The 26,310-nt window shown below is 60.1% G+C and carries 30 protein-coding genes and 1 other RNA gene; 17 read left to right on the forward strand and 14 right to left on the reverse strand.

Annotated features, from left to right (window positions below; genetic code table 11):
• Positions 1 to 40: 40 nt before the first annotated feature.
• The 4 genes from JQR87_RS01085 to panM form a co-directional block, all read right to left on the reverse strand.
• Positions 41 to 313: an oxidative damage protection protein gene (locus JQR87_RS01085; RefSeq protein WP_407293479.1), complete on the reverse strand. Its 273-nt coding sequence runs from the start codon at positions 311 to 313 to the stop codon at positions 41 to 43.
• A complete protein-coding gene (gene mutY / locus JQR87_RS01090; protein WP_407293476.1) occupies positions 310 to 1,392 on the reverse strand; it encodes an A/G-specific adenine glycosylase in 1,083 nt (360 codons plus the stop codon). The genes JQR87_RS01085 and mutY overlap by 4 nt, the downstream gene beginning before the upstream one ends.
• Positions 1,389 to 3,611, reverse strand: a complete 2,223-nt coding sequence (locus JQR87_RS01095; protein WP_407293474.1) for an AsmA family protein — start codon at positions 3,609 to 3,611, stop codon at positions 1,389 to 1,391. The genes mutY and JQR87_RS01095 overlap by 4 nt, the downstream gene beginning before the upstream one ends.
• Positions 3,612 to 3,740: 129 nt before the next feature.
• Positions 3,741 to 4,139, reverse strand: a complete 399-nt coding sequence (gene panM, locus JQR87_RS01100) for an aspartate 1-decarboxylase autocleavage activator PanM (RefSeq protein WP_407293472.1) — start codon at positions 4,137 to 4,139, stop codon at positions 3,741 to 3,743.
• A gap of 226 nt (positions 4,140 to 4,365) precedes the next feature.
• Between panM and hisB the strand changes: the two genes are divergently transcribed.
• From hisB to JQR87_RS01130, 6 genes are all read left to right on the forward strand, one after another.
• Positions 4,366 to 4,959, forward strand: coding sequence for an imidazoleglycerol-phosphate dehydratase HisB (hisB, locus tag JQR87_RS01105; protein ID WP_407293469.1), 594 nt, complete (start codon positions 4,366 to 4,368; stop codon positions 4,957 to 4,959).
• Positions 4,959 to 5,597: an imidazole glycerol phosphate synthase subunit HisH gene (gene hisH / locus JQR87_RS01110; RefSeq protein ID WP_407293466.1), complete on the forward strand. Its 639-nt coding sequence runs from the start codon at positions 4,959 to 4,961 to the stop codon at positions 5,595 to 5,597. The genes hisB and hisH overlap by 1 nt, the downstream gene beginning before the upstream one ends.
• On the forward strand, positions 5,597 to 5,857 hold the full coding sequence (locus tag JQR87_RS01115) for a DUF2164 domain-containing protein (protein WP_407293463.1): 261 nt from the start codon (positions 5,597 to 5,599) through the stop codon (positions 5,855 to 5,857). The genes hisH and JQR87_RS01115 overlap by 1 nt, the downstream gene beginning before the upstream one ends.
• Before the next feature lie 35 nt (positions 5,858 to 5,892).
• Positions 5,893 to 6,636 carry a 1-(5-phosphoribosyl)-5-[(5-phosphoribosylamino)methylideneamino]imidazole-4-carboxamide isomerase gene (hisA, locus tag JQR87_RS01120; RefSeq protein WP_407293460.1) on the forward strand — a complete coding sequence of 248 codons (744 nt, stop codon included), beginning with the start codon at positions 5,893 to 5,895 and terminating at the stop codon, positions 6,634 to 6,636.
• Positions 6,637 to 6,733: 97 nt separating this feature from the next.
• Entirely contained in the window at positions 6,734 to 7,504 is a 771-nt protein-coding gene (gene hisF / locus JQR87_RS01125) for an imidazole glycerol phosphate synthase subunit HisF (protein ID WP_407293458.1), read from the forward strand.
• 286 nt (positions 7,505 to 7,790) lie between these two features.
• Positions 7,791 to 8,537: a substrate-binding periplasmic protein gene (locus JQR87_RS01130; RefSeq protein ID WP_407293456.1), complete on the forward strand. Its 747-nt coding sequence runs from the start codon at positions 7,791 to 7,793 to the stop codon at positions 8,535 to 8,537.
• Between the two features lie 9 nt (positions 8,538 to 8,546).
• Here JQR87_RS01130 and JQR87_RS01135 read toward each other — a convergent pair whose 3' ends face one another.
• The 4 genes from JQR87_RS01135 to gpmI form a co-directional block, all read right to left on the reverse strand.
• Entirely contained in the window at positions 8,547 to 9,290 is a 744-nt protein-coding gene (locus JQR87_RS01135; protein ID WP_407297864.1) for a divergent polysaccharide deacetylase family protein, read from the reverse strand.
• Positions 9,291 to 9,380: 90 nt separating this feature from the next.
• Positions 9,381 to 10,718: a S41 family peptidase gene (locus tag JQR87_RS01140; RefSeq protein ID WP_407293455.1), complete on the reverse strand. Its 1,338-nt coding sequence runs from the start codon at positions 10,716 to 10,718 to the stop codon at positions 9,381 to 9,383.
• 43 nt (positions 10,719 to 10,761) lie between these two features.
• Complete coding sequence (locus JQR87_RS01145; protein WP_407293452.1) at positions 10,762 to 12,024, reverse strand: murein hydrolase activator EnvC family protein; 1,263 nt, start codon at positions 12,022 to 12,024, stop codon at positions 10,762 to 10,764.
• A 141-nt stretch (positions 12,025 to 12,165) separates the two neighbouring features.
• Positions 12,166 to 13,701, reverse strand: a complete 1,536-nt coding sequence (gene gpmI / locus JQR87_RS01150; RefSeq protein WP_407293450.1) for a 2,3-bisphosphoglycerate-independent phosphoglycerate mutase — start codon at positions 13,699 to 13,701, stop codon at positions 12,166 to 12,168.
• A gap of 142 nt (positions 13,702 to 13,843) precedes the next feature.
• Between gpmI and JQR87_RS01155 the strand changes: the two genes are divergently transcribed.
• The 3 genes from JQR87_RS01155 to secB all read left to right on the forward strand — a co-directional run bounded on the left by JQR87_RS01155 (position 13,844) and on the right by secB (position 15,091).
• The gene (locus tag JQR87_RS01155) at positions 13,844 to 14,257 is read left to right on the forward strand and encodes a rhodanese-like domain-containing protein (protein ID WP_407293449.1); all 414 of its coding nucleotides are present in this window, start codon (positions 13,844 to 13,846) and stop codon (positions 14,255 to 14,257) included.
• Between the two features lie 2 nt (positions 14,258 to 14,259).
• Positions 14,260 to 14,514 carry a glutaredoxin 3 gene (grxC, locus tag JQR87_RS01160; protein ID WP_407293447.1) on the forward strand — a complete coding sequence of 85 codons (255 nt, stop codon included), beginning with the start codon at positions 14,260 to 14,262 and terminating at the stop codon, positions 14,512 to 14,514.
• Positions 14,515 to 14,596: 82 nt separating this feature from the next.
• On the forward strand, positions 14,597 to 15,091 hold the full coding sequence (gene secB / locus JQR87_RS01165) for a protein-export chaperone SecB (protein ID WP_407293445.1): 495 nt from the start codon (positions 14,597 to 14,599) through the stop codon (positions 15,089 to 15,091).
• 55 nt (positions 15,092 to 15,146) lie between these two features.
• Here secB and JQR87_RS01170 read toward each other — a convergent pair whose 3' ends face one another.
• Positions 15,147 to 16,124 (reverse strand): NADPH:quinone oxidoreductase family protein, encoded by a 978-nt coding sequence (locus JQR87_RS01170; protein WP_407293442.1) that lies wholly within the window; start codon positions 16,122 to 16,124, stop codon positions 15,147 to 15,149.
• A gap of 183 nt (positions 16,125 to 16,307) precedes the next feature.
• On the opposite strand from JQR87_RS01170, the gene JQR87_RS01175 reads away from it, so the two are divergent.
• Positions 16,308 to 16,718 (forward strand): flagellar basal body-associated protein FliL, encoded by a 411-nt coding sequence (locus tag JQR87_RS01175; protein ID WP_407293441.1) that lies wholly within the window; start codon positions 16,308 to 16,310, stop codon positions 16,716 to 16,718.
• 28 nt (positions 16,719 to 16,746) lie between these two features.
• On the opposite strand, the gene JQR87_RS01180 is transcribed toward JQR87_RS01175, so the two are convergent.
• A complete protein-coding gene (locus JQR87_RS01180; RefSeq protein ID WP_407293439.1) occupies positions 16,747 to 17,196 on the reverse strand; it encodes an EVE domain-containing protein in 450 nt (149 codons plus the stop codon).
• 194 nt (positions 17,197 to 17,390) lie between these two features.
• Here JQR87_RS01180 and JQR87_RS01185 point away from each other — a divergent pair, with 194 nt between their 5' ends.
• On the forward strand, positions 17,391 to 17,540 hold the full coding sequence (locus JQR87_RS01185) for a hypothetical protein (protein ID WP_407293438.1): 150 nt from the start codon (positions 17,391 to 17,393) through the stop codon (positions 17,538 to 17,540).
• 51 nt (positions 17,541 to 17,591) lie between these two features.
• Here the strand turns inward: JQR87_RS01185 and JQR87_RS01190 are convergent, their stop codons facing one another.
• The 4 genes from JQR87_RS01190 to JQR87_RS01205 all read right to left on the reverse strand — a co-directional run bounded on the left by JQR87_RS01190 (position 17,592) and on the right by JQR87_RS01205 (position 18,933).
• Positions 17,592 to 18,194: a 5-formyltetrahydrofolate cyclo-ligase gene (locus tag JQR87_RS01190; RefSeq protein ID WP_407293436.1), complete on the reverse strand. Its 603-nt coding sequence runs from the start codon at positions 18,192 to 18,194 to the stop codon at positions 17,592 to 17,594.
• Positions 18,195 to 18,200: 6 nt separating this feature from the next.
• Positions 18,201 to 18,379, reverse strand: a non-coding RNA gene (gene ssrS, locus JQR87_RS01195) — 6S RNA.
• 33 nt (positions 18,380 to 18,412) lie between these two features.
• Positions 18,413 to 18,727 (reverse strand): cell division protein ZapA, encoded by a 315-nt coding sequence (locus JQR87_RS01200; protein WP_407293434.1) that lies wholly within the window; start codon positions 18,725 to 18,727, stop codon positions 18,413 to 18,415.
• A complete protein-coding gene (locus JQR87_RS01205) occupies positions 18,724 to 18,933 on the reverse strand; it encodes a TIGR02449 family protein (protein WP_407293432.1) in 210 nt (69 codons plus the stop codon). The genes JQR87_RS01200 and JQR87_RS01205 overlap by 4 nt, the downstream gene beginning before the upstream one ends.
• A gap of 121 nt (positions 18,934 to 19,054) precedes the next feature.
• Between JQR87_RS01205 and JQR87_RS01210 the strand changes: the two genes are divergently transcribed.
• The 6 genes from JQR87_RS01210 (at position 19,055) to JQR87_RS01235 (ending at position 26,304) form a co-directional block, all read left to right on the forward strand.
• On the forward strand, positions 19,055 to 19,609 hold the full coding sequence (locus JQR87_RS01210; protein WP_407293430.1) for a YecA family protein: 555 nt from the start codon (positions 19,055 to 19,057) through the stop codon (positions 19,607 to 19,609).
• A 13-nt stretch (positions 19,610 to 19,622) separates the two neighbouring features.
• Positions 19,623 to 20,954: a Xaa-Pro aminopeptidase gene (pepP, locus tag JQR87_RS01215; RefSeq protein ID WP_407293428.1), complete on the forward strand. Its 1,332-nt coding sequence runs from the start codon at positions 19,623 to 19,625 to the stop codon at positions 20,952 to 20,954.
• Complete coding sequence (gene ubiH, locus JQR87_RS01220) at positions 20,955 to 22,133, forward strand: 2-octaprenyl-6-methoxyphenyl hydroxylase (RefSeq protein ID WP_407293426.1); 1,179 nt, start codon at positions 20,955 to 20,957, stop codon at positions 22,131 to 22,133.
• 79 nt (positions 22,134 to 22,212) lie between these two features.
• Positions 22,213 to 23,433, forward strand: a complete 1,221-nt coding sequence (locus JQR87_RS01225) for a 2-octaprenyl-3-methyl-6-methoxy-1,4-benzoquinol hydroxylase (protein ID WP_407293424.1) — start codon at positions 22,213 to 22,215, stop codon at positions 23,431 to 23,433.
• A 107-nt stretch (positions 23,434 to 23,540) separates the two neighbouring features.
• The gene (locus JQR87_RS01230) at positions 23,541 to 24,542 is read left to right on the forward strand and encodes an extracellular solute-binding protein (protein ID WP_407293422.1); all 1,002 of its coding nucleotides are present in this window, start codon (positions 23,541 to 23,543) and stop codon (positions 24,540 to 24,542) included.
• A gap of 145 nt (positions 24,543 to 24,687) precedes the next feature.
• Positions 24,688 to 26,304: an ABC transporter permease gene (locus JQR87_RS01235; protein WP_407293420.1), complete on the forward strand. Its 1,617-nt coding sequence runs from the start codon at positions 24,688 to 24,690 to the stop codon at positions 26,302 to 26,304.
• Positions 26,305 to 26,310: the final 6 nt, after the last annotated feature.

Consider the following 26,310-nt stretch of genomic DNA (forward strand, 5'->3'; position numbering starts at 1 on the left):
CTCGACGCGTGTTCTCGCTGCGCCAAGGCATGCGGATGCATCACTCGCTCGGCGGCACGTAGCCTTCGGCCTGGGCGTACTCTTCGCCGGAAAGGAACTTGTCCATTTCTGTTTGCAAGAATTTACGGTCGTCAGCATTCATCATGTTCAGTCGGCGCTCGTTGATCAGCATGGTCTGATGCTTCTGCCAATCATCCCAGGCCTTTTTCGAGACGTTGTTGTAGATGTCTTCGCCTTTGGCGCCTGGATACGGCGGGCGATCCAGGCCAGGCAATTCTTCTTTGTACTTGCGGCAGTTCACGGTGCGGGTCATGACATCTCTCCTGCGTTCAATTCGGCGGCGGCGCGCTTTAGCAGCGTCTTCACCGGGGCAGCAAGCCCCAGTCGCGGCGGGGTGGCGAGGTTATACCAGAGCCAGTCGGTCTCGGCCACGGCACCGACTTCGGTCTGTACCCGGATCAGCCAGGGCTCGATAGCCAGCTGGAAATGGCTGAAGGTATGGGTCAGTCCTGGTAGTTCGCGGCGCTCCTGGAGCTGCAGAGCGTGGCGTTCGGCGAGCGGGTCGAGCGCCGAAAGATCGTCCAGTTCCGGCAGGCTCCAGAGCCCGCCCCACAGCCCCGTCGAAGGGCGACGGTACAGCAGGATGGCGCCGTCGGGATTGGCCAACAACGGCATCAGGGTGCACTTCTGCGGCAATGCCTTGCGGGGCTTGGGTACGGGAAACTCGGTTTCTCGGCCCAGCAGATGGGCGCGACAGCCATCCTTCAGCGGGCAGAGCAGGCAGCTGGGTTTGCTGCGCGTGCAGAGCGTAGCGCCGAGATCCATCATCGCCTGGGTGTAGTGGTTGACGCGCTGCTGCGGGGTGAGGCGCTCAGCCACCTCCCATAACTGCGTGGCGACCTTCGGTTCGCCAGGGTAGCCCTGCTGAGCGACATAGCGTGCCAGGACGCGCTTGACGTTGCCGTCCAGGATCGGTGCCCGCAGGCCCATGCTGAGACTGGCAATGGCGCCGGCGGTGGATCGTCCGATGCCGGGTAGTTCGGCCAATTGTTTCACATCGCGTGGAAACTCGCCGCCGTGCGTGGTGACGATGAGTTTGGCGGTCTTGTGCAGATTGCGCGCGCGGCTGTAGTAGCCGAGCCCGGTCCAGAGGTGCAGGACTTCATCCTCGTCTGCGCCGGCCAGCGCCTCGACCGTGGGCAGCGCATCCATGAATCGGTCGAAATAACCCAGCACGGTGCTGACTTGTGTCTGCTGAAGCATGATTTCCGACACCCAGACCCGGTATGGCGTGATGCGCTGCTGCCATGGAAGGTCCTTGCGGCCGTGCCGGTCGTACCACTCAAGCACAGCCTCTGCGAACCGCTGGTCGCTGAACGCTTGGGCAATCATCGGTTGAACAAGCCCTTCAGCGCATCTTTCAGTTCGGGGCTGACCTTGTCGCCCAGCTTCTCTTCGATGGTCTCGTTGAGCTTCTCACCAGCGAGGCGGGCGGCGATCTTGCCGAGGCGGTCATTGTCGAAGCGGCAGGCTTTGGCGCCCAGTTCCAGCGGCCCGCGGCAGCGCAGCGGCCACTCGATGCCGACGTAACGCTCATTCACCGAGCAAGCCGGGTCGGGCATCTCACCCTTGTCGCCTTCGATGACGATGCCGACGTTGTAATCCATGCCCAATACCCGCAGGTCGACGTCGCCATTGCCGTTCACCGTCAAGCCGGGGATGCTGGCCTTCATGTCTGGATTGGTGGCCACACCATTGCGCAGCGTGAGATTGCCTTTAAGTTCACGGAACGGGGTGTCCTTGCCGCGCGGCTCGCTGCCTAGAGGCTTGCGGTTGAGCGTGGCAATGGCTCGGCAGAGTTGTTGTTCAAGATTGGCGTCAACCAGAATGCCGTTGTCGATAATAAAGCCGATCTTGCCGTTGAGGTTGTCGATCCAGGCCTGCTGGCTGTCGCCCTGAGTGCGCAGATCGGCGTCGAGGTTGAGCAGGCCCTTGATGACAATCTGCTCGTCCTGGCTTTTCAGCAAGCTTTCGATCGGCACGTGAGCCAGGTGGGTCCGGGCAGTCAGCAGCGGTATCTGAGGCCTTACATCGAGGCTGGCAGAGGCGTCCATGCGTCCGTTATAGAGGCCGCCGCGCAATTGCTCCAGCGTAAGAAGGCCGCCTGCGGACCGCGCTTTGAGGGTGAAATTGTCGACTGGCAGCTTCATTGCGGTGAGGCTGTTGATGTTCACATTCAGGCGCGTATTCAGGGCGCGTAGTGCTTGGATTGGGAGAATGGAATCGCTGCTCCAGGCGTGCTGGGTTGGCTTGTCTGGTAGCGGGGTGGTGCCGGCACCCAGCACGGCAGTTCTGGTCGCCTGCACCTCGTTCTCCCGCGCGGCGCTGGCGGAGTCTTCCGTGCCAGGCGGTGGCAGGTAGCGGTCGAGATTCAGCCTGTCGCCTTTGAGGTCCGCGTGCAGAGCTTGTTTGGCGAAATCGCTGAGGCCGATCTGGCCGGTAAAGGTGCTGCCGTCCAGTTTGAGATCGAGTTCTTCGAGGGTCAGGCTGTTCGACGTACCAGCCAGGCGGGTGACCAGTTCGGCCTTGCTCAGGGCGGTGTTGTCAGCCATCGCTGGTAGTTGCTGCCCGATACTTTCGAGAAACTCCCGCAGGTTGAACTCGGCTATAGACAGGGTGCCGGTAATCTTCGGCTGATCCTGCAGGTCGCGAACCTTCACTTCACCAAGGCCGCGCATCTGGTTGGCGGTAAATTTGAGACTCGTCCACTCGGCGATGTCCGCGGCAAAGTCGGCCAGTAGTTGCCCCTGTGCGCTGAATGTCAGCGTCTTGCCTTGCAGCGGTTCTCCGGAAGCTTCACCACTGAGGCGAAGGTCTTCGAGCTGATAGCGTTGCAGCTGGGTATCGAAACGCAGCGCCCCTTGCAGTTCGGTGCGGGCCCGCATCACCGGCTTGTTGCTGCCAAAAAAGGCGTTCAGCTTGACTGGGATCGAGGCGGCTTCGCGAATGGCGCCTGTGGTGAGATCTATACCTTCAGCGCTGAACTGTTGGCCACTTTGAGCGTCGTGATAGGCCACCCGCGCATCGCTGATGGTCAGGCTATCGATATCAAGTTGAAGCGGGCGTCTGACGTTATCGGGTTCCTGTTGCGCAGCCGTCGCAGCCGGTTCAGTGGGCTGCGGCCCGCCTGGCTGCGTTTCGCTAGCGGCTGGCCGCCCTACATCTTCCCAATTGGTACGCCCGTTTTCATCGCGTGCGAGCGTCAAGTTCAGGCCGTTGAGCGTGATGTCGCTCATTTGTACTTCGCGGCTCAGCAACGGCAGCACCCGGACCGAGAGACCAAGCATGCGCAGGTCGGCGAAGGGTTGATCGGGGGTACGCACGCTGGCCAGTGTGGTGTCGTGCAGTTCAAGGCCAAGCCAGGGAAACAGACTCCACCCGATGTCGCCACCGATGTTCAGCTCGAGCCCGGCTTTTTCGCGAGCAAGCGCGCGGATCTCGTCCTTGTAGTCATTGGGATCGAACAGGTGCGTCAGGGCGAAGCCCAGTCCAACGATGAGGAGCAGCAACCCGAGGATTACCAGGCCCAGGATCTTTCCGAGCGCTTTCATGGACAGGTCCTTTGTGTTTGGCAATTGCAAAAGCAGCGAGTATAGCGTCACGCGCCGTGGCTGGCGTTGGAGTGGCTAGCTGCGTTTCGGTTCCTGCTTGGGGCTGCACCAACGCAGGCGCGAAAATGGCTAGATAGATTCAAGCGGCAGATGGACGCGTGCCGCCAGAGCCTGGGCCTCGAGATGGTCATGGGGCGCCGCTAGATGAAGCTCCATTCCGGCTTCGCTGGCCAGGCGCTGGCTCTCGTCCAGGATTCGCCTGCCTACCCCACGCCCGCGCGTGACTTTACGTACGCATAGGTGCGAAAGACGCCAGTACTGCGCACCGCGGTGCAGCACGGCGGCGCCAAGCAGGCGATCATTGAAGCGGCCGGCGATCAGGCAGTGATCGGCCAGCCCTGCCTCGATCAGAGCGGCAGCGTCCGCGTGCGGCGCGAAAAGCCATGTGGGAGCGTCGGCAAAGATTTTCGCCAGGTCGATACGGTCCTGCTGGCTGGGCTCGGTTAGGGTTTCAACTGATACGGGCATGATGACCTGGCGCGCTGGTGGGGTGCTGGAAGCATAACCGTGCCAGCTTACCGGCGCACGACAGTGCGATGCTCGAGTGGATGTTGCCCTGTCGGGCGTCATTCTTTCCATGCGCTACCCGCGCGGTCGGCTAAACGAGCGGTCAGGTCGCCGGCCGCATATCCCCGCTGGTGGGTTTGGGCCTATAATGCGCCTCTTTTTCGCCCATCGATCAGCGGAGCTGTGGATGTCCGAACGTACGGCTTGCGTAGAGCGCAACACCCTGGAAACCCAGGTCAAGGCCACCATTAATCTGGACGGCACTGGCAACAGCCGCTTCGCCATCGGCGTGCCTTTTCTCGAGCACATGCTCGACCAGATCGCCCGTCACGGCTTGATCGATCTGGATATCGAGTGCCAGGGTGATCTGCATATCGACGATCACCATACTGTCGAAGACGTCGGTATCACCCTGGGCCAGGCTTTTGCCAAGGCCGTTGGTGACAAAAAAGGCATGACCCGTTACGGGCATTCCTACGTGCCTCTGGATGAAGCGCTGTCGCGCGTGGTGATCGATTTCTCCGGTCGCCCCGGACTGCAGATGCACGTTCCCTATACCCGCGCCACTGTTGGCGGCTTCGATGTCGATCTGTTCCAGGAATTCTTTCAGGGCTTCGTCAATCACGCCTTGGTCACTCTGCATATCGACAACCTGCGTGGACACAACACCCATCATCAAATCGAAACCGTGTTCAAGGCCTTCGGCCGCGCGCTGCGCATGGCGGTTACGCTGGACGAGCGCATGGCCGGTCAGATGCCATCGACCAAGGGTTGCCTGTAATGCAGACCGTTGCAGTCATCGACTACGGCATGGGCAACCTGCATTCGGTCGCCAAGGCGCTCGAACACGTTGGTGCGGGCCGTGTGCTGATCACCAGCGATGCGCAGGTGATTCGCGAGGCTGATCGCGTGGTGTTCCCCGGTGTGGGTGCGATTCGCGATTGCATGGCCGAGATCCGTCGCCTGGGTTTCGATGAGCTGGTGCGTGAAGTCAGCGTCGATCGACCGTTCCTGGGAGTCTGTGTCGGTATGCAAGCGTTGATGGAGCGCAGCGAAGAGAACGGCGGTGTCGATTGCATCGGCTTGTTCCCTGGCCAGGTTCGCTTCTTCGGCAAGGATCTTGAGGAAGATGGCGCACGCCTGAAAGTGCCTCACATGGGCTGGAACCATGTGGAGCAGGCCGTCAGCCATCCGCTTTGGCATAACATTCCCGCTGATGGTCGGTTCTATTTCGTCCACAGCTACTGCGTCGAGGCCGGCAATCCGCGGCAGGTCGTCGGTCGCGGCCACTACGGTCGGGATTTTGCCGCCGCACTGGCTGATGGCTCTCGCTTCGCCGTGCAGTTCCATCCCGAGAAGAGTCATACCCACGGGTTGCAGCTGCTGCAGAACTTTGCCGCCTGGGACGGCCGCTGGTAATGAGCAAAGCCACGCTCAAGGCTCCTGTCCTGACGCTGGATTCCGCCCAGGAGCAGGCCGCGCAGCAAATCATCAAGCGCTTTCTGGAAGACCGTTTCGAACTGGAGCTGGGATCGTTCGAGGCGCAGGAAGTGCTCGATCTGTTCGCCCGTGAAATTGCTCCGCTGTACTACAACAAGGCGATCTTCGACGTGCAGACACACCTGAAAGAAAGGTTCAAGAGCATCGAGAGCGACTTGTGGGCGCTCGAGAAGAGCTGACCTTAACTGACACCCGATTTGAACAGGTTCAAGCCATGCTGATTATTCCCGCAATCGATCTCAAGGATGGCGCATGCGTGCGTCTGCGTCAGGGATTGATGGATGACGCCACCGTCTTTTCCGACGACCCGGTAGCCATGGCCGCCAAATGGGTCGAGGCCGGTTGCCGTCGCCTGCATCTGGTCGATCTCAACGGCGCCTTCGAAGGCCAGCCGGTCAATGGTGAAGTCGTTACAGCGATCGCCAAGCGTTACCCTGACCTGCCGATCCAGATCGGAGGCGGCATCCGCTCGCTGGAAACTATCGAGCATTATGTCCGCGCTGGCGTCAGCTACGTGATCATCGGTACCAAGGCGGTCAAGCAGCCGGAGTTCGTCGGTCAGGCCTGTCGGGCATTTCCGGGCAAGGTGATCGTCGGGCTGGATGCAAAGGATGGCTTCGTCGCTACCGATGGTTGGGCAGAAGTTTCCAGCGTGCAAGCCGTGGATCTGGCACGCCGCTTCGAGGCTGATGGCGTCTCGGCGATCGTCTACACGGACATCGCCAAGGACGGCATGATGCAGGGCTGCAACGTCGAGGCCACCGTCGCGCTGGCCAACGCCAGCCGCATCCCGGTGATCGCCTCTGGCGGGATTCACAATATCGGCGACATCCAGAAGCTGCTCGATACCAATACCCGTGGCATCGTCGGCGCCATTACCGGTCGTGCAATCTACGAGGGTACGCTCGATGTCGCCGAGGCGCAGGCGCTGTGCGACCTGAAGTACAAGGACGAATAAGCCGTAGGGTGGACAACGCTTTGGTTGTCCACCGTGCATTCGGCGTGAACCGGTGGACAACGCTGCGCGGTTGTACACCCAACGAGAGAGATCAACCATGGCCCTGGCCAAACGCATCATTCCCTGCCTCGACGTGGACAATGGCCGCGTGGTCAAGGGCGTCCAGTTCGAGAACATCCGCGACGCCGGCGACCCGGTAGAGATCGCCCGCCGCTATGACGAGCAGGGCGCCGACGAAATTACCTTTCTCGATATCACTGCCAGCGTCGATAACCGTGATACCACACTGCATACGGTCGAACGCATGGCGAGCCAAGTGTTCATCCCGCTGACTGTCGGCGGTGGTGTGCGCTCGGTGCAGGACATCCGCAATCTGCTCAACGCAGGTGCCGACAAGGTCTCGATCAATACTGCTGCGGTGTTCACGCCCGAGTTTGTCGGTGAGGCTGCCGAGCGGTTTGGCTCGCAGTGCATTGTTGTAGCCATCGACGCCAAGCGCGTATCCAAACCGGGCGAGACGCCACGTTGGGAAATCTTTACCCATGGCGGACGCAAGCCCACCGGGCTGGATGCAGTGCTCTGGGCGCAAAAGATGGAAGCGCTAGGCGCAGGCGAAATCCTCTTGACCAGCATGGATCAGGACGGCGTCAAGAGCGGCTACGACCTTGGTGTAACCCGCGCCATCAGCGAGGCCGTGCACATTCCGGTGATCGCCTCTGGCGGTGTTGGCAATCTGCAGCACCTGGCCGATGGCATCCTGGAAGGCAAAGCCGATGCCGTGCTGGCTGCCAGCATCTTTCATTTCGGCGAATACACCGTCCCCGAAGCGAAGGCGTATATGGCGAGCTGCGGCATTGTTATGCGTTAGCAGGTTGTCGATTCCCTAGTACAACCTTGAAAACGCCCCGTACTGATGCGTTTTATCGTTTATACCTCTTCTATCAGCCCTCGTTTTCGGCCGCAACGTGACAGCCGTGCATCTCGATAGCTGCGCAATGGCTAGACGACATGTTTTTTCTGTGCGGTGTGTCTCAATAACCCTAGGATGCAGTGCGTCTGGTTCATAACTTGCTACAAGTATTAAAGTGCCATCTGCTAGGCACCTTGGGTCGGGGCGGTTAGCTGCCCTTATGCTTGTTGACAGGGGGTGATCGATGAAACGAGTTCTGGCGGCCGTGCTGCTGACTTTTTTGGCCGCATCGGCCAGGGGCGCATTGCCGGACGATTATAAGATGGTTCTGCTGACCGAGAATTTCCCGCCCTTCAACATGGCGGCAGACGGCAAGAACTATGCGGCGGACCGCAACATCAGCGGCATCAACGCAGACATCGTTCGCGAGATATTCAAGCGTGCCGGGATCAACTATGAGCTGACGCTGCGCTTTCCCTGGGAGCGAATCTATAACCAGGTTCTTGATCATCCGAACCAGGGGCTTTTCTCGACAACTTACACGCCCGAGCGCGAGCCGCTATTCAAGTGGGTCGGCCCGCTGGCGAGTACGGGGTGGGTATTGCTGGCCCCGGCTGGCAGTTCGCTGCGGCTGAGTTCGCTCGAGCAGGCGAAGCCATATCGGATCGGCGCATATAAAGATGACGCCGTCAGCCAGCACCTCGAGAGCAAGGGGTTCGAGCCGCTCAATTCCCTGCGTGACCAGGAAAACGTCGGCAAGCTGCTGAAGGGGCAGATCGATATGTGGGCCACCACTGATCCGGTAGGTCCCTATCTGGCGAAGCAGGAAGGCGTTAGCGGCCTGACGACGGTGCTTCGTTTCAACGATGCGCAGTTGTTCCTGGCGCTGAACAAGGATACGCCCGACGAAGTGGTGAGCCGGCTGCAACAGGCACTCAATGACATGAAGGGCGACGGTTCCATAGACGCTATTCTGCGCCGCTATCTCTGAGTCATTGGGTCAGCGATATATACCGAGAGGGCCATGCGCCGCCATTGCCCGGTTGCCTCGTGTAGCAATCATCTGTCCGATGTCGACCCAGTCGATACCTTGAGCCCGCAGGCGCGGAAGTTCCCGCTCGAGAAGCGCCAAGGTGCTTGTATGCGGGTGGCCAATGATGACAACTGAACCTTGTCTTCGGGCCAGCTCGATGGCTGCTTGAAACTGCGCGGCGACAGCGGCGGGGGAGGGGTCGTCGTCGAGAAAAATGTCCCGGGAAAGACTGGCCAGCTGAATCTGTTGCGCAGTCGCTGCCGCAACCGTGCGAGGGCTGGTGCGGCTATCGAGGAAGAACAGATGGCGGGCCTGCAATTCGGTCATCAATGCCAGCATGGACTGCCGATGGTCTGTCATCTGGCTGCCCATGTGATTGTTCACACCTTCGGCATGCGGGACTTTAGCCAGCGCCTGTATCAAGCGTTGGTGGAGTTGCTCCTGGCTGAGCCCTGGATGCCAGGCATAAGGCCCGGTGGCCGGCGCCATTGGCAAGTGCAGCATCACGGTCTTACCGGCGTCGAATGCCCGCTCGGCCAGGCTCGTGGCGTGGCGCGTGTCCGGAAGAATCGCAACGGCGACGGGGCCAGGCAGACCAAGCACGCGGTCGTCTCTAGCCGGGTTTGCGCCCAGGTCGTCGATCACCAACGCCAACTTGGGCATTGCCGATAAGCTATCGGATCTTTCTTCGCCAATAATCCAAGTCGATATTGCGTCCCCATTAGAAACGTCTGGTGGCGCCGCAACATCGAGTTGAGGTAACAGGGCGGCCAACAGCCAAAGGGCAAGTCGGCGCACCTGTTATTGACCGCGCGTGAGGTTCAGCCCCTTAAGCAGGTTCAGCGCTTGGCCAAGCTGATAGTCGTCGTCTTGCGGACGTGGCGAGCCGCTGCCGGCGGCGCTGCCAGTTGGCCGGTCCGGACCACCGTTGCCGTTGCCCAAATGACCGGCCAGATCCGCTTCACGAACGCCTTCGGCAACCTTCTCGCGGGTCAGTTTGGCGCGGGTGACTTCGATATCGGGCTCTATGCCCTGAGCCTGAATGGAGCGGCCGTTGGGCGTGTAATAGAGCGCCGTAGTGAGCTTCAGGGCTCGGTCATTATTCAGCGGCAACACCGTTTGCACCGAGCCTTTGCCGAAACTGTCGGTGCCCATTACGACACCGCGCTTATGATCCTGAAGGGCGCCAGCGACGATTTCAGATGCCGAGGCGCTACCGCCATTGATCAGCACGACCAGCGGAACGCCTTCACTTGCGTCAGCCTGGCTGGCATTGAAGCGCAGCTCGGAATTGGCGATTCGGCCTTCGGTGTAGACGATCAGACCATCCTTGAGGAAATGGTCGGAAACCTCGACCGCAGCTTGCAATACGCCGCCCGGGTTGTTACGTAGATCCAACACCAGACCCTTGAGCGGATCGCCGTTTTCCTTGCGCAGCCGAGCCAGCGCCTTGCCGACTTCCTCGCCGGTGTTGATCTGGAACTGGGTTACTCGCAGGTAGCCGTAGCCGGACTCCAGCAGTTGGCTCTTGACGCTGTTGACCTTGATCACCGCGCGCGCCAGCTTGACGGAGAACGGCTTACCCCCTTCCCGCACCAAAGACAGGGATATCTCGCTGCCGGGCTTGCCACGCATCATGCCGACCGCATCCATCATCGACATGCCCTTGGTCGGCTTGCCGTCGATCTTGACGATCAGGTCACCGGCCTCGATGCCGGCTTTGGACGCGGGCGTGTCGTCGATGGGGGAGACGACCTTGATGAACCCATCCTCGATGCCAACCTCGATACCGAGGCCGCCGAACTCACCGCTGGTACTCTCCTGCAGATCGGCAAACGCTTCGGGTTCGAGGTATGCGGAGTGCGGGTCGAGATTGCTGAGCATGCCCTTGATCGCGTTTTCCAGCAGGGTCTTGTCGTCGACTGGCTCGACATAGGCTGCCTTGATCCGATCCAGCACTTCGACGAACGTACGCAGCTCTTCAAGTGGCAACGGTGCCTTCTGGCCCGGTGCCTGCACTTCGATGGTCTCCGCTGCCGCTTCTACCGGCGGTTGCTGGGCCCAGACACCGCTGTGAAACCCCAGCATGACGGCAAGGGCGAGCGTGGAGGGTTGGGCGAAACGGCACAGGTGCAGCATGTCTGACTCCAGTTGTGAGGGGTGCGCTAACAGCCGGTTCGGCTCATCCCTGCGCACGACACCATTGCGCAGGGTCGCTTGGGCGACCCTGTTGGCGAATGGCGAAATACAGTGCGGCAGTTTCCTGTCCGCCACTGGTTCCTACGGTGGCGATCGGGTCGCCAGCCTTGACGATATCTCCTGCGTCACGCAGAAGGCTCTGGTTGTGTCCGTAGAGACTAAGATAGCCATTGCCGTGGTCGAGGATGACGAGTAGACCGGCGCCACGCAACCAGTCAGCAAACACCACGCGACCGCCATGAACAGCATGAACCTGGCTGCCAACGCTGGCACCGATCAGCACGCCATCCCACTTGGTTCGAGCATCACCACCGCGTGGAGTGCCGTAACGCGCGACCAAATTTCCATCCACCGGCCAGGGCAGCTTGCCCTTGGCCTTGGCAAACGGCCCTCCGAAATTACCGCCGGCAGATGAGACCGCGGGCCCTGAGGGGGCGGTCGGCGAACTGCGTCCAGCCTGCTGCTGGCGTGCCTGCTCTTGTCGTGCCGCAGCGAGTGCTCGCTGGCGCTGCTGTTCCGCTTCTCGCTCCTGACGCGCCAGGGTTTCCTCAATGGTTCTCAGCACGCGTTCCAGCTGCGCTTGCTCCTGTTTACGTGCCTTGAGTTTCTGGTCGCGACTGGAGATGTCCTGATCAAGTTTGGCCAGGGCCAGTTGACGCTCCTTGCGGACTTCTGCCAGTTGCGCGCGCCGTTCCTGCAAACCGTCTTGCTGTTCGGCCAGGGTTGCCTGCTGCTTCTCGATCCCGGCCTCGACACTGGCGAGTTGACGCAGCGTTTCGTTGAAGCTTTCAAGCTGCTCGAAGCGAGCCTTACTCAGGTAATCGTAGTAGGTAAGGGTGCGGCTGAATTTTTCCGGATTCTGCTGGTTGAGCAGCAGCTTGAGGTACTCCTGGCGGCCGCTCTGATAGGCCGCGCGGGCCTGGATGCCGATCAGTCGCTGCTGTTCGAGGCGCGCACCTTCCAGGGTCGTTTTTTCATCATTGAGCCGATCCAGTTCGGCCTCGCTGCGATCGATTTCCTGCTGCAATGAGTCGACCTGCTTCTCCAGTTCGCCCATCTCGCTTTCTGTGGTTTTCAGCTGCTGCTGAACCGTCGATTTTTCCTGTTCGATCTGCTTGAGCAGTTTCTGAAGCTCTGCCACGTCCTTGCGGGCTGCTTCAATCTGCTTACGAGCATCGGCGCGTTCGTCCGCCACGGCCGGGCCAAGCAGACAGAACAATGCAAGGGCGAGAAATATACGGGGCATGAGAGGGGCAACCGAGAGTTCTACGACTGCCGTAGTATGCCTAAAAAAGCATCGGCAAGCTGCCGCATATGGTAGTAGCGATAACCGGTACCCCTTTGCAGGCGTACCGGTGTAAGCGTTGCGCTTTGCAGCTCGATCGCTTCAATCCAACTCTACGATCGAACGTCCGGTCATTTCCGCGGGAACCGGCATGCCCAGCAGCGTCAGTATGGTCGGCGCTACGTCGGCAAGCACGCCACCCGCGCGAATGGTCAGGTTGCGCTTGCCGTAATAGATGAATGGCACCGGCTCGCAAGTGTGTGCGGTGTGCGCCTGCCCGGTCATGACGTCTTCCATCTGCTCGACGTTGCCGTGGTCCGCGGTGATCAGTGCCTCGCCGCCCACCTTGTCCAGCGCTTCGACGATGCGTCCGACGCACTTGTCCAGGCATTCCACCGCCTTGACTGCTGCATCGAACACGCCGGTGTGGCCCACCATGTCGCCGTTGGCGTAGTTGACGATGATGACGTCGTAACGCTGGTTCTCGATGGCGTCGACGATGCGGTCAGTTACCTCGGGCGCGCTCATTTCCGGTTGCATGTCATAGGTCGCGACTTGCGGCGAGGGGATCAGGATGCGCTCTTCGCCGGCGAAGGGCTCTTCGCGGCCACCAGAGAAGAAGAACGTAACGTGGGCGTACTTTTCCGTTTCGGCAATGCGCAACTGGGTCTTGCCATTGTTGGCCAGATACTCGCCCAGCACGTTGGTAAGCGCTTCTGGAGCGAAGGCGCTCGGTGCAGGAATGCTCGCCGCGTACTGGGTGAGCATCACGAAACCGGCAAGTTGCGGCGCGCGGGCGCGCTGAAATTCGCTGAAGCCAGGTTCTACGAAGCAGCGGGTCAGTTCACGAGCGCGGTCGGCGCGGAAATTCATAAAGACCACGGCATCGCCATCTTCTACACGCACCGGCTCGCCAATGGTGGTGGCTTTGACGAATTCGTCGCTCTCGCCGCGCTCATAGGCTGCAATCAAACCGTCAACGGCGTAATCGGCGTGGTAGTCGGCTTTGCCGTCGACGATCAGGCTGTACGCCTGCTCGACGCGGTCCCAGCGGTTATCACGATCCATGGCGAAATAGCGGCCGATCAGACTCGCAACGCGACCCTTGCCCAGACGGGTAAAGGTCGCTTGCATCAGTTCGATGGAATGCTGTGCGCTTTTGGGCGGCGTATCGCGGCCATCTAGAAACGCATGGAGATAGATTTTCTCCGCGCCGCGTTTGGCTGCAAGCTCGGCCATCGCCACCAGATGGTCTTGGTGACTGTGTACGCCCCCATCGGACAGCAGGCCGAGAATATGCACCGCTTTGCCGTTGCCCACTGCTTTGTCGACCGCAGTGCAGATGGCGGGATTCTCGAAGAAATCGCCATCGCGGATCGACTTGGTGACTCGTGTGAAGTCCTGGTAAACAACCCGACCCGCGCCCAGGTTCATGTGGCCGACTTCAGAGTTGCCCATCTGGCCGTCCGGCAGGCCGACATCCATGCCGCTGCCGGAAATCAGTCCATGCGGCTGGCTTGCGAGCAGGCGGTCATAAACGGGCTTGTTCGCAGCATGAATGGCATTGAATTCCGGGCTTTCACTATGTCCAAAGCCGTCGAGGATAATCAGTACCAGGGGTTTGGGGGCGGCGGGCATGTGTCTGGCTCCTTGCACGGGTCGCGAAAAAAATGGCGGCCAGTCTAATTGTTGGCCGGTTGGGCGTCACGATTCGCAGGGTTCAGCCTGGTGGGGGGGCTGTGTATACTGGCCCGCATTTTATCCCCCGGGTACCCTTTTGATGGTCGCTAACCTGATTGAATTTGTCTCTAACCACTATGTGCTGGTCAGCATCTTTCTGGTGCTGCTGGTTCTTCTCGCCGTCACCGAGGCAAGCAAGGGCGGCAAGAGCCTGAGCAACCGCGAGCTGACCGGACTGGTCAACCGCGACGAAGGCGTGGTGTTGGACGTGCGTGCGAAGAAGGAGTTCGACGCCGGTCACATCGTCGATTCATTGAACATTCCCTACGACAAGCTGGTCAGCCGACTAGGCGAGCTGGAAAGGCACAAGGGCAAGACGATCGTTGTCGTCGATGCCATGGGTCAGCACGCCGGAACGGCCTGCCGTGAGCTGAAAAAGGCGGGCTTTACTGCCGCCAAGCTGTCCGGAGGAATTTCCAGCTGGCGCGGCGAAAACCTGCCAGTGGTCAAATAACTATGCCTAAAGTCGTCATCTACACTACTGCCTGGTGCCCGTTCTGCATTCGCGCAAAGGGCCTGCTTGATCGCAAGGGCGTCAGCTACGAGGAGATTCCCGTCGATGGCAAGCCTGCATTGCGCTCCGAAATGGCAGCCAAGGCAGGTCGGACGTCGGTCCCGCAGATCTGGATTGGCGACGACCACGTCGGTGGTTGCGATGAATTGCACGCCCTTGAGCGAGCAGGTCGACTGGATGCAATGCTTCAGGCGTGACTCGATATAACGGCCTGTCGGTAGCCGTCCCGGTACTGGCGGAGCAACTTAAAACACGACACGGACAACAAGAAGGCTTCACATGACTGAACAAGCAAACAACGGTGCCGCCGCGGGTCAGGAAGAGCAGGGTGCACAGTTTTCCCTGCAGCGGATCTATGTCCGTGACCTTTCTTTTGAAGCGCCGAAGAGTCCCGAGATCTTCCGTCAGGAGTGGAACCCAAGCGTCGCGCTGGATCTCAACACCAAGCAGAAGTCGCTAGAAGGTGATTTCCATGAGGTGGTACTGACGCTATCGGTCACGGTAAAGACAGGCGAAGAAGTTGCCTTTATCGCCGAAGTGCAGCAAGCCGGCATCTTCCTGATCAAGGGGCTCGAAGCACAGGCCATGAGCCATACGCTTGGGGCGTTCTGCCCTAATATCCTGTTCCCATACGCTCGCGAGGCGCTGGACAGCCTGGTGACACGAGGTTCCTTCCCTGCGCTGATGTTGGCGCCTGTGAACTTCGACGCCCTGTATGCACAGGAGATGGCCCGTATGCAGCAGGCCGGCGAGGCTCCCGCTACCGCCCATTGATTCGGCGGTTGACCCGCTGGCTGCACAGAGCGCTGTGCAGCCAGCGGTCGCGTTCTTAGCGAACCGTTACAACCAGCTTGCCGACTGCCTTGCGCTGCCCTAGCGTGTTGATGGCGTCAGCTGCCTGATCGAGTGCAAAGGTCTGTGACACCAGCGGCTTCAGCTTGCCTTCGTTATACCAGGCGAACAGCTGCTTAAAGTTGGCAGCGTTGTCGTGAGGCTGGCGTTGCGCAAAGGAGCCCCAGAAAACCCCCACAAGCGAGGCGCCTTTGAGTAGCGGCAGGTTAGCTGGCAGCGAAGGGATATCTCCTGCAGCGAAACCCACCACCAGCATCCGGCCATTCCAGGCAATACTGCGAAACGCTTCTTCGAACAGCCCGCCCCCGACTGGATCGTAGATGACGTCAACACCCTGCCCCGCGGTGAGTTCCTTCAAACGCTCCTTGAGGCTGGTTTCGCTGTAATTGATAAGTTCGTCGGCGCCCGCATTCTTTGCCACTTCAAGCTTCTCGGCAGTCGAAGCTGCGGCGATAACCTTCGCGCCCATTGCTTTACCGATTTCGACTGCAGCAAGACCGACGCCGCCGGAAGCGCCGAGGACCAGCAGGGTTTCGCCCGGCTGCAGATTGGCGCGCTGCTTCAGCGCGTGCATCGAAGTGCCGTACGTCATGCTAAAGGCTGCAGCGGTTTCGAAATCCATCTCCGGGGGGATCGGCAATACATTGTGCCCAGGCACTGCGACTTGCTCGGCGAAGCTGCCCCAGCCGGTCAGACCCATGACGCGGTCCCCAACCTTCAGGTGCGTGATCTTTTCGCCGACGGCAGCGACGACACCGGCCGCCTCGCCACCCGGTGAGAACGGGAACGGGGGCTTGAACTGATACTTGCCCTCGATAATCAACGTGTCGGGGAAATTGACGCCCGCTGCGTGCACATCAAGCAGCACGTCGCCCTTCTTGATTTGAGGGCTGTCGCACTCTTCTACGACGAGGTTCTCGGCCGGGCCGAAGGCTTTGCACAGGACAGCTTTCATCGAGTTTCCTTTATTGTCTGATCTGGACAGGAGGCGGCAATGGCCTGTTGTGTTCGTTCAGTCTAGAAGGCTGCCCGGTCGACGCAACGAGCATGGTCGGTTCTGATGGCGATACATAAGGCCGGGCTTGGGTCCGTGCGCTTCACTGAGTATGCTGACGCCTATAGTCCTTGGAGCAACGCTGTGAAACGCATCATTACTCTTTTCTGCATGGCCCTTGCCCTGGCTCTGCCCGCTTTGGCCAGTTCTTCCGAGCCAGAAGAAGGCGCTGCTCCCAAGACCATCTACTACGGTCTGGTGCCCGCTTTGGTTGGAAACTATGGCGCTGACAATAAGCTCAAGTACTACAAGGCCGATATTGCGCTGCGCGTGACCGGTAGCGAGGCGGAGGCTAAGGTCAAGCATCATGAGCCGCTGATTCGAAATCAGCTGGTCATACTGTTTTCCCAGCAGACAGATGCCAGCCTCGGCTCTGTCGAAGCCAAGGAAGCGCTGCGTCAGGAAGCGCTCAAGCAGGTACAGGCGGTGCTGACGCAGGAGGAGGGCAAGCCGTTGGTAGAAGACCTGCTGTTCAACAACCTGATCATCCAGTAGTTGCGGGCTCGAAAGAACATGCGCTGTATCAGCGCACCGAAAGGACGGCCTGCCACTCCGCTTCGGTAATCGGCATTACCGAGAGCCGGCTGCCTTTCTTGACCAGAGGCATCTGTGAAAGCGCCGGCTGCGCCTTCAATCGAGTCAGTGTCACCGTTACCGGAAAGCGTTCGACGAAACCTACGTCTACAGCGCTCCAGGGATTGTTAGACAGACTCGCCTTAGCGTCGTAATACGGGCTTGTCGGGTCCAGTGCGGTGGGATCCGGATAGGAACCGCGGGTGATCTTGCCGATGCCGGCGATGCCGGGTGTGGCGCAGCTCGAATGATAAAAGAAGAACAGGTCCCCTTCGGCCATCGACCGCAGGAAGTTGCGCGCTTGATAATTGCGCACGCCGTCCCAACGACCAGCGCCTAGTTCCTGTAGGTTGCGGATTGAAAACTCGTCGGGTTCGGACTTCATCAGCCAATACGGCATGGTCTTTGCTCGCTTTATTCTAGATCTTGGATTCTCAAGCCAAAACTCCCCGACAATCGGTCGTGGCGCTGTTTGCGCAGCATCGGTTCATAGCGGAGAATGCCGCGCTTGAGGTTGGCATTGTCGAGTCTCAACAACTAAAAACGATAGGGACTCGAAGGAAACTGTTCGCCTGGCAGGGGGAGGCGAGAAATATGAAACGCAAGCCGGATATTCTTTGGATATTGGTGCTGATTTTTGGCCTCGGTGTGGTGACCACCGGGTATACGCAGGGCCTATGGGAGCAATCAGGGGACCCTGCCTCAATGGTTCCGATCAGTCACTCTCAGCAGCTTCAGCGCTGATCGAGTGCGCCGCATGGATGCGGCCGGGTATGGCCGCACGCCATGCCCCCTTTATGCCTCGTACCATCCCTCGTCCGTCACGGCAGCCTGCAAGTTAACATCCCACGGCTGCAGCGGAAGTTTGTCTACCTTTTGGCATTCGTGGGCTAGGCCCAAAAGCGTCGGCTTGTGACGTTTTTTGCGCCTGCTACGGTATGCCAGGCTGCGATCGTAGAAGCCTCCGCCCATGCCGAGTCGCCCGCCATGTTCATCGAATCCAACAAGGGGCATCAACACTAGATCGAGTGTCCAGACCTTTCGCTGCCGTGCCGGCTTGAAGGTCGGCTCGGCTATGCCGAAACGATTCAGTCTCAGCGATTCGTCAGGCAGGAGCCGCTGGAAAGCCATGCGCGTGCGAGGCCAGGCATTGAGCACGGGCAGGTAGGTGGACTTGCCGCGACGTTGCGCAGCTACCAGTAAGGGGCGCGGGTCAATCTCGCCGTCGTTGGGGAGATACAACGCAATGTCACGTGCGCGACGAAACAGCGGATGTTGAGACAGCTGTCGATAAAGTTTCTTCGCTGCCAGTCGCTGCTGGGCTGGAGAAAGTTGACGCCGCGCCTGGCGCAGCTTGCGACGTAGTGCCTGGCGAGACACGCCTTCGGCTACGATCATGAAATCAGGCTCCCCAGCATGCCGCTGCCAGCGTAGGCCCTTGAACCCGAGAGTTCAAGGTGGCGACTACAGAGTACCTTAAGGCTTTCCGTCAGGCGGACATGCACACCGGCACTACGTGTAGCCTCCATGGTGTTGCTTATCGGGAGAGGGTCATCGCCGACTGGCGAACATGCCAGGGAGTGGGCGGGATTATAACGCAATCTGTTTGCCGTTCATCAGTTGCCGGTTGGGTTTTGATCGACGGCAAGCGCGCTGTCGACTCGTTCCAGCAGCGCGCGGACATGTTCGCGAGCGCTATTGGCTTCAGCATCGAGACGGTCGTGCTTGTGCAATAGCTCATGAGTGATGTTGAGAGCCGCCATGACCGCGACGCGGTCAGCGCCGATGACTTTTCCGCTGCTGCGGATCTCACGCATCTTGCGGTCGAGGTAATGAGCGGCGCCTTCCAGGTTGCTGCGCTCTTCGGGCGGGCAGGAAATACAATATTCCTTATCCATGATGTGCACTGTAACGGTGTTCGGCTGGGTCATGAGTCCTGCTCCAGAGCTTTCAGACGCGAAATCATTGATTCGACCTTCACGCGTGCCATTTCGTTCTTTTCGATCAGATGAGCGCGCTCCTCGCGCCATGCCTGCTCGCTCTGGCGCAGCAGGTAGTTCTGCGCTTTGAGCTGCTCGATGCGCTGGATCAGTTGCTCCAGCTTGGTGGTCAGCGATTGCAGGTCGGCGTCTTCCATGGGGTTCCCGGTTATGGTGCGAGCTTGGGGTGGCCGGCTTCGATGGTCTTGGCTCGTGTGCCGATGCTAGGATACGAGGCCTTCATTCTAGACATTAGCGCCTCTGCGCGCCTAGCTGCCAATGCCCATTCAGAACTCGCCTTACGCTGCTTTCGCCACTTTGTTGGCCAGCAGTGCCCAACCCGTCACACCTGCTGAGCTGCACGGTCTGTTGCTCGGGCGCAGCTGCGCCGGTGCAGGCTTCGATGTTGAATCCTGGCTGACCGATGCGGCCGAGCTGCTCGGCGCTGAGCCTGACGAGCCGGTGCGCCAAGCGCTCATAGGTCTGCAGGAAATGGTCAAGGGCGAACTCGGCGGCGATGACATGACGATCGTGCTGTTGCTGCCGTCGGACGACGCGCCGTTGACTGAACGCGCCCTGGCCCTGGGCCAATGGTGTCAGAGCTTCCTGACAGGCTTCGGTCTGATTGCAGGTGACCGCGCCTTGAGTGCCGAGGCCATGGAGGTTCTTCAGGATATGGCAGCCATCGCTCAGGTTCAGGATTCGCTGGAAGAATCCGAAGATGGCGAGACGGACTATATGGAGGTGGCGGAGTACCTGCGCGTCGCCCCCTTGCTGCTCTTCACCGAGTGCGCCAAGCCGGTAGCGCCGACCCCCAAGCCCTCCCTGCACTGAGGACTGTCTGCTTATGACCCGCATCCCCAAATCGGAATATGCCCGTCGTCGCAAGGCGCTTATGGCCGAAATGGAGCCCAACAGCATCGCGATCCTGCCGGCCGCGCCGATGTACATCCGTAATCGGGACGTCGAGCATATCTACAGGCAGGACAGCGATTTTCAATACCTGTCCGGGTTTCCTGAGCCGGAGGCGGTGATTGCTCTCATTCCCGGTCGTGAGCACGGCGAGTACGTATTGTTCTGTCGCGAGCGCGATCCGGCACGGGAGCTGTGGGACGGGCTGCGCGCCGGGCAGGAGGGGGCGGTAAGCGAATACGGGGCTGACGATGCCTTTCCTATCGGCGATATCGACGACATCCTGCCAGGACTGATCGAGGGGCGCTCCCGGGTCTACTATGCGATCGGCAGCAATCAGGAGTTCGATCATCGCTTGATGGAGTGGATCAACACGATTCGCTCCAAGGCTCGCCAGGGCGCACAGCCGCCGAACGAGTTCGTCGCTCTTGATCATCTGCTACACGACTTGCGCCTCTACAAGTCGACAAACGAAGTGAAGGTAATGAAATACGCGGCGGAGATCTCTGCGCGCGCCCATGTTCGTGCCATGCAGGCCAGTCGTGCAGGGCTCCACGAATACAGCCTTGAAGCCGAACTTGATTATGAGTTCCGCAAGGGCGGGGCGAAGATGCCTGCCTACGGTTCAATCGTCGCGGCGGGAAAGAATGCCTGCATCCTGCACTATCGCGAAAACGACGCGCTGCTTAAAGATGGCGATCTGGTATTGATCGATGCAGGCTGTGAGATTGACTGCTACGCCAGCGACATCACTCGAACCTTTCCGGTCAATGGCCGTTTCTCGCCCGAGCAGAAAGCGATCTACGAGTTGGTGCTGGCTGCCAATGAAGAAGCCTTCAAGCATATCGCGCCCGGCAAACACTGGAACGAGGCGCACGAGGCGACAGTACGTGTCATTACCGCAGGGCTGATAGAGCTTGGGCTGCTCACTGGCGAACTCGAGCACTTGATTGCAACCGAAGCCTACAAGCCCTTCTACATGCATCGCGCTGGCCACTGGTTGGGCATGGACGTGCATGATGTCGGCGATTACAAGGTAGGCGGTGAATGGCGCGTGCTGGAGCCAGGTATGGCGATGACCGTCGAGCCGGGGATCTATATCGCCGCCGACAACCAGGATGTTGCGAAAAAATGGCGCGGCATTGGCGTCCGCATCGAGGATGATGTGGTGGTGACCCGCGATGGTTGTGAGATTCTCACCGGCGGCGTGCCTAAGACAGTTGTCGAGATCGAGGCGTTGATGGCGGTTTCCGCCGAGGTCGCTTAGATGGCTACCCTGGCGATCGTTGGGGGCGGGCTTGTTGGCGCCAGTTTGGCGTTGGCACTGCAAAGCGGCGCCAAAGAGCGCGGCTGGACGATCGAACTGATTGAGCCGTTCGAGCCGGGCAACGATTACCAGCCTAGCTATGATGCGCGCTCGACTGCACTGTCTTACGGAACTCGACTCATCTATCAACGGCTGCGGGTCTGGGAGCAGATCGCCGAACGTGCAGAGCCGATCACCGATATTCACGTGTCCGACCGCGGCCGTGCAGGTGTCACTCGACTCGATGCCGCCTCCCAGCAGGTGCCGGCGCTGGGATACGTCGTCGAGAACGCCTGGATCGGCCATTGCCTCTGGAAGGCACTCGATGACAGCGTGGTGGTTCGCCACTGCCCCGCCGAAGTCGAACGCATGCGAGCCGTCCCGGGCGGCTATCGATTGACGTTGACTGACAATGAGACGATCGATTGTGATCTCGCTGTTCTGGCTGATGGTGGACGCTCGGGGTTGCGCGAGCAGCTCGGTATCAACGTCAAGCAACTACCCTACGCGCAGACGGCATTGATCGCCAATGTCACGCCCGGTACGCCTCACAACGGGCGGGCGTTCGAGCGTTTCACCGATGAAGGGCCTATGGCGCTGTTGCCGCTGCCTGAAAACCGCTGCGCTCTTGTCTGGACCCGCCCTGAGCGGGACGCAGCCCGTCTTGCTGCGATACCCGAAGCGGAATTCCTCGAAGAGCTGCAGCAGGCGTTCGGCTATCGGCTCGGCGGTTTCCAGCAGGTCGGTGCGCGTCACCTGTATCCGCTTGTGCTCATCGAGGCGGAAGAGCAGGTTCGCTCTGGTCTGGTCGTGCTGGGCAATGCGGCGCATAGCCTGCACCCTATTGCGGGGCAGGGCTACAACCTTTCCTTGCGCGACACCGAGGCGCTCGCAGTCGCGCTGTTGAAAAGTTCAGCGCAACCGGGCGACCTCGCCGCGCTTCTGGCTTATCACCGACAACAACGCTCAGACCAACGCCTTACAGTGGGCTTTTCAGACCAGCTGACCCAGTTGTTCAGTGACCCTTCAGGCCACCTTGTCGCTGGACGAAATATCGGCCTGCTGGGACTGGATCTGTTACCCCCCGCGAAGGCCTGGTTCGCACGGCAGGCGATGGGGATGGGCGTGCGTGAGCGGTAGTAGCCGTCACAGGCGTAAGCGGAACAACGCAGGCAAGCAGCGCTAGCAGCGATCCGGGCTGGCGAATAGGAGATCAGTAATGCAAGCGGACCTCATCATCGTTGGCGCCGGAATGGTCGGTAGCACCCTTGCCCTGGCCCTGCAGGATGCCGGCCTCACCATCAAACTGATCGACGCCGGCCCACTGGAGGTCCCGCCGTTCAACGCTGGTGGCGCCTTCGAGCCGCGCGTCAGTGCATTGTCTGCCGCCAGTCAGCGCATTCTCGAGCGTGTCGGCGCCTGGCCAGGGATCGTCAGTCGCCGCGCCAGTCCTTACCTGGATATGCACGTCTGGGACGGTTCAGGCACGGGTCATATCGATTTCTCCGCTGCCTCGGTGCATGCCGATGTGCTGGGTCATATCGTGGAGAACCGGGTTGTGCAGGATGCGCTATTGGAGGCGTTGAAGGCTCGGGGTTCGGTAGAGCTCAAGGGCGATACACGTCTGGAGCGGCTGGAGCAGAGCGCGGGCGGCTGGACATTGACGTTGGCTGACGGGCAACAGCTGAGTGCCGGTCTGGTTGTCGCTGCGGACGGGGCCAACTCGACGGTCCGCCAGCTAGCGGGTTGTGAAACGCGCGAATGGGATTATATGCACCACGCCATAGTCACCAGTGTGCGCTGTGCCGAGCCGAATCAGCAGGCCGCATGGCAACGCTTCACTGACGAAGGGCCGCTGGCGTTCCTGCCGTTACTACGGGACGGCGACTTGCACTGGTGCTCGATCGTCTGGTCTGTTACCGAGGCCGAGGCTTCGCGTTTGATGTCGCTGGACCAAAACGCGTTCTGCCATGCGCTTGGGCGTGCCTTCGAATATCGCCTGGGTGACATTTTGGAGGCCGATCCGCGGGTGTGCATCCCGTTGCGCCAGCGCCATGCCAAACGCTATGTCCAGCCCGGCCTGGCTTTGATTGGCGATGCGGCCCATACCATCCACCCACTGGCAGGGCAGGGCGTGAATCTCGGCTTGCTCGACGCGGCCGTGCTTGCAGAAGTCTTGCTGGCGGCACTGGCGCGAGGGGCTTCGCTGGGCGATTTGCGTGTGTTGAGCCGTTTCGAGCGGCGCCGGATGGCACATAACCTCACCATGATGGCCGCCATGGAGGGGTTCGAGCGCCTATTCCAGGCGGATATCCTTCCGCTGCGCTGGCTGCGTAACGCGGGACTCAAAGGCGTCCAGGCGCTGCCTGAAGCCAAGGCGTTATTCGTACGGCAGGCACTGGGTTTGAGCGGTGACCTACCGCACTTGGCGCGTGTCTGACCTGCCATCAGCGTGTCTTACTCATGAGCGCCGAACTGTCGCGTTGAGAAAGTAAATGACATTCACTATTATTTAGCGTCTTTCGATAGTTGATAAGAGGCTGAACCATGCGGGCTAGCAAAGGTTTAATCGCCGCTCTGGCGCTCACTGCGCTGTCGGGCGTCGTGCAGGCTGCCGATGAAGTAGTGGTCTACTCTTCGCGAATTGATGAGCTGATCAAGCCGGTGTTTGACGCCTACACGGCCAAGACAGGCGTCAAGATCAAGTTCATTACCGACAAGGAAGCGCCTCTGATGGCGCGCATCAAGGCCGAAGGCGAAAACACGCCGGCAGATCTGCTGCTCACGGTAGACGGTGGCAACCTTTGGCAGGCCGAGCAGATGGGCATCCTGCAGCCGATGAACTCGGAGGTAGTAAAGGACAATATCCCTTCGCAGTACCGCTCTTCTACCGATAGCTGGACCGGTTTGTCGTTGCGCGCGCGGACCATCGTCTATTCACCTGAGCGCGTCGAGAAAGGTGAGCTGAGCACCTACGAAGCCCTGGCTGACGAAAACTGGGAAGGCCGGCTCTGCCTGCGCACCAGCAAAAAAGTCTACAACCAGTCGCTTACCGCTACCTTGATCGAAACCCACGGCGCAGAGAAGACCGAAGAAATCATCAAGGGTTGGGTCAACAACCTAGCTACCGATGTGTTCGCCGATGACACCGCGCTGATCCAGGCAATCGATGCCGGACTATGCGATGTGGGTATCGTCAACACTTATTACTACGGGCGCCTCCATGCAGATGATCCGGATCTCAAAGCCAAACTTTTCTGGCCGAATCAGGATGGTCGCGGTGTCCACGTCAACCTGTCGGGTATCGGTCTGACAAAGCATGCCCCGCACCCGGACGCCGCTCGTAAGCTCGTGGAGTGGATGACCACGCCTGAAGCACAGAGCATCTTTGCGGATATCAACAAGGAGTTTCCGGCCAATCCCGAGGTGAAATCTTCGGCTGAAGTCTCCGCCTGGGGTGATTTCAAGGCGGACACCATCCCGGTTGAGGTGGCCGGTAAGCGTCAGGCTGAAGCCATCATGCTTATGGACCGCGCCGGCTGGCGATAAGCATGCGCTCGCCGCGCATATAGAGCGGCTGGCTGGATGTGCTCCATTGGGAGTCCTGTATTCAGCCAGCGCTCGGCTGGTAGCTGCGGTTATAATCGACGCCCCCGTCCTACCGGGGGCGTTGTCTTATTAGTCTGAGGCTTGCGTGTCCCACCCTGTCGAGCGCCGCTGGTACCCCATCACATTTGCAATCGCCGCGCTGGTGCTGCTGCCGCTGAGCGTCTTGTTGCTCAGTTGGGGTGACATCGATACGGGCATCTGGTCGCACCTCTGGCAGACTCAGATGCCGCGCCTGTTGAGCAATACGCTGACGCTGGTGCTCGGCGTTTCGGTTGGTGTGACTGTTCTCGGGGTGAGCCTGGCCTGGCTGACGTCGCTGTGTGAATTCCCGGGTCGGCGCTGGCTGGACTGGGCGCTGATGCTGCCCTTTGCTATTCCTGCCTATGTCCTGGCATTCGTGTTCATCGGGCTTCTGGATTTTGCGGGCCCGGTGCAAACCCTCGCCCGCGAGTGGTTCGGCAGTGGGGTGCGGTTTCCACGGGTTCGCTCCACGGGCGGGGTCATTACCGTGCTGGTACTGGTCTTCTATCCATATGTTTACCTCCTGGCCCGCTCAGCCTTCATTGCTCAAGGCAAAGGGCTGATGGAAGCGGCGCGTGTTCTAGGCAAGTCGCCCTGGAAGGCGTTCTGGACCGTCGCGTTACCGATGGCACGGCCGGCAATCGGGGCCGGGCTGGCTCTGGCATTGATGGAAACACTCGCCGATTTTGGTGCAGTTGCAGTGTTCAATTTCGACACCTTTACGACTGCCATATACAAGACCTGGTATGGGTTCTTCAGTCTCACCAGCGCTACTCAGCTGGCGAGCTTGTTGCTGTTGGCGGTGATGCTGGTGCTTTACGGCGAGCGCCGCGCGCGCGGGGCGGCCCGCCCTGCGAACGATCGGGCGCGCTCGGCGATGCTCTATCGCCTCCGGGGCTTCAAGGCTGCCGCAGCGACCTGCTGGTGCAGCCTGGTGTTTCTCTGCGCGTTCGTCATTCCGGTGCTGCAATTGCTGGTCTGGCTCTGGCAGCGAGGCCGCTTCGATCTGGACGAGCGGTACATCGGACTGATCCTGCACACGCTTTATCTAGGTGGGCTGGCGGCGTTCATTACCGTCACCGTGGCGTTGCTGCTGGCCTTCGCGCGGCGGCAAGCGCCGATGCGCCCGATCAAAATGGCTGTTGGGCTGGCGAATCTGGGCTACGCGCTGCCCGGGTCGGTGTTAGCCGTATCGATCATGCTTGCGTTCAGCTATCTCGACCGCCAGCTGGTCGTGCCTTTGTCAGGTTGGCTCGGAGGCGCTGGCAAACCAATTCTGCTGGGCAGCCTCGGAGCCTTGCTGCTGGCTTATTTGATTCGCTTCATGGCCGTGGCGTTTGGCCCGCTCGAAAGCGCGCTGGCGCGTATCCGGCCGTCACTGCCGCAGGCGTCGCGCAGCCTTGGGGTCGGCGGGCCGGCCCTGTTCTTCCGGGTGTACCTGCCGCTGCTCATACCCGGAACACTGAGCGCCGCATTGCTGGTGTTTGTCGATGTACTGAAAGAGATGCCGGCGACGCTCTTACTCAGGCCGTTCGGTTGGGACACGCTATCGGTCAGAATCTTCGAAATGACCAGTGAGGGTGAGTGGGCGCGTGCAGCATTGCCCGCATTGACGCTGGTGCTGGTCGGGCTGTTGCCCGTCATTCTTCTTATCCGCCGCTCGGCTAGGCGAGTCGGCTAAGCGCTC

The organism is Stutzerimonas stutzeri, from assembly GCF_051028275.1.
GTDB lineage: Bacteria > Pseudomonadota > Gammaproteobacteria > Pseudomonadales > Pseudomonadaceae > Stutzerimonas > Stutzerimonas stutzeri_AS.

Coding starts and splice junctions, on each gene's coding strand:
- grxC (WP_407293447.1), top strand. CDS start 14,260: ATGCCTAAAGTCGTCATCTACACTACTGCCTGGTGCCCGTTCTGCATT.
- mutY (WP_407293476.1), bottom strand. CDS start 1,392: ATGATTGCCCAAGCGTTCAGCGACCAGCGGTTCGCAGAGGCTGTGCTT.
- gpmI (WP_407293450.1), bottom strand. CDS start 13,701: ATGCCCGCCGCCCCCAAACCCCTGGTACTGATTATCCTCGACGGCTTT.
- JQR87_RS01085 (WP_407293479.1), bottom strand. CDS start 313: ATGACCCGCACCGTGAACTGCCGCAAGTACAAAGAAGAATTGCCTGGC.
- secB (WP_407293445.1), top strand. CDS start 14,597: ATGACTGAACAAGCAAACAACGGTGCCGCCGCGGGTCAGGAAGAGCAG.
- panM (WP_407293472.1), bottom strand. CDS start 4,139: ATGCCCGTATCAGTTGAAACCCTAACCGAGCCCAGCCAGCAGGACCGT.
- JQR87_RS01115 (WP_407293463.1), top strand. CDS start 5,597: ATGAGCAAAGCCACGCTCAAGGCTCCTGTCCTGACGCTGGATTCCGCC.
- JQR87_RS01210 (WP_407293430.1), top strand. CDS start 19,055: ATGCCCATTCAGAACTCGCCTTACGCTGCTTTCGCCACTTTGTTGGCC.
- hisA (WP_407293460.1), top strand. CDS start 5,893: ATGCTGATTATTCCCGCAATCGATCTCAAGGATGGCGCATGCGTGCGT.
- ubiH (WP_407293426.1), top strand. CDS start 20,955: ATGGCTACCCTGGCGATCGTTGGGGGCGGGCTTGTTGGCGCCAGTTTG.
- JQR87_RS01230 (WP_407293422.1), top strand. CDS start 23,541: ATGCGGGCTAGCAAAGGTTTAATCGCCGCTCTGGCGCTCACTGCGCTG.
- JQR87_RS01095 (WP_407293474.1), bottom strand. CDS start 3,611: ATGAAAGCGCTCGGAAAGATCCTGGGCCTGGTAATCCTCGGGTTGCTG.
- JQR87_RS01180 (WP_407293439.1), bottom strand. CDS start 17,196: ATGCCGTATTGGCTGATGAAGTCCGAACCCGACGAGTTTTCAATCCGC.
- JQR87_RS01205 (WP_407293432.1), bottom strand. CDS start 18,933: ATGGAAGACGCCGACCTGCAATCGCTGACCACCAAGCTGGAGCAACTG.
- JQR87_RS01145 (WP_407293452.1), bottom strand. CDS start 12,024: ATGCCCCGTATATTTCTCGCCCTTGCATTGTTCTGTCTGCTTGGCCCG.
- JQR87_RS01155 (WP_407293449.1), top strand. CDS start 13,844: ATGGTCGCTAACCTGATTGAATTTGTCTCTAACCACTATGTGCTGGTC.
- JQR87_RS01190 (WP_407293436.1), bottom strand. CDS start 18,194: ATGATCGTAGCCGAAGGCGTGTCTCGCCAGGCACTACGTCGCAAGCTG.
- JQR87_RS01170 (WP_407293442.1), bottom strand. CDS start 16,124: ATGAAAGCTGTCCTGTGCAAAGCCTTCGGCCCGGCCGAGAACCTCGTC.
- JQR87_RS01185 (WP_407293438.1), top strand. CDS start 17,391: ATGAAACGCAAGCCGGATATTCTTTGGATATTGGTGCTGATTTTTGGC.
- JQR87_RS01200 (WP_407293434.1), bottom strand. CDS start 18,727: ATGACCCAGCCGAACACCGTTACAGTGCACATCATGGATAAGGAATAT.
- hisB (WP_407293469.1), top strand. CDS start 4,366: ATGTCCGAACGTACGGCTTGCGTAGAGCGCAACACCCTGGAAACCCAG.
- JQR87_RS01130 (WP_407293456.1), top strand. CDS start 7,791: ATGAAACGAGTTCTGGCGGCCGTGCTGCTGACTTTTTTGGCCGCATCG.
- hisF (WP_407293458.1), top strand. CDS start 6,734: ATGGCCCTGGCCAAACGCATCATTCCCTGCCTCGACGTGGACAATGGC.
- hisH (WP_407293466.1), top strand. CDS start 4,959: ATGCAGACCGTTGCAGTCATCGACTACGGCATGGGCAACCTGCATTCG.
- pepP (WP_407293428.1), top strand. CDS start 19,623: ATGACCCGCATCCCCAAATCGGAATATGCCCGTCGTCGCAAGGCGCTT.
- JQR87_RS01225 (WP_407293424.1), top strand. CDS start 22,213: ATGCAAGCGGACCTCATCATCGTTGGCGCCGGAATGGTCGGTAGCACC.
- JQR87_RS01140 (WP_407293455.1), bottom strand. CDS start 10,718: ATGCTGCACCTGTGCCGTTTCGCCCAACCCTCCACGCTCGCCCTTGCC.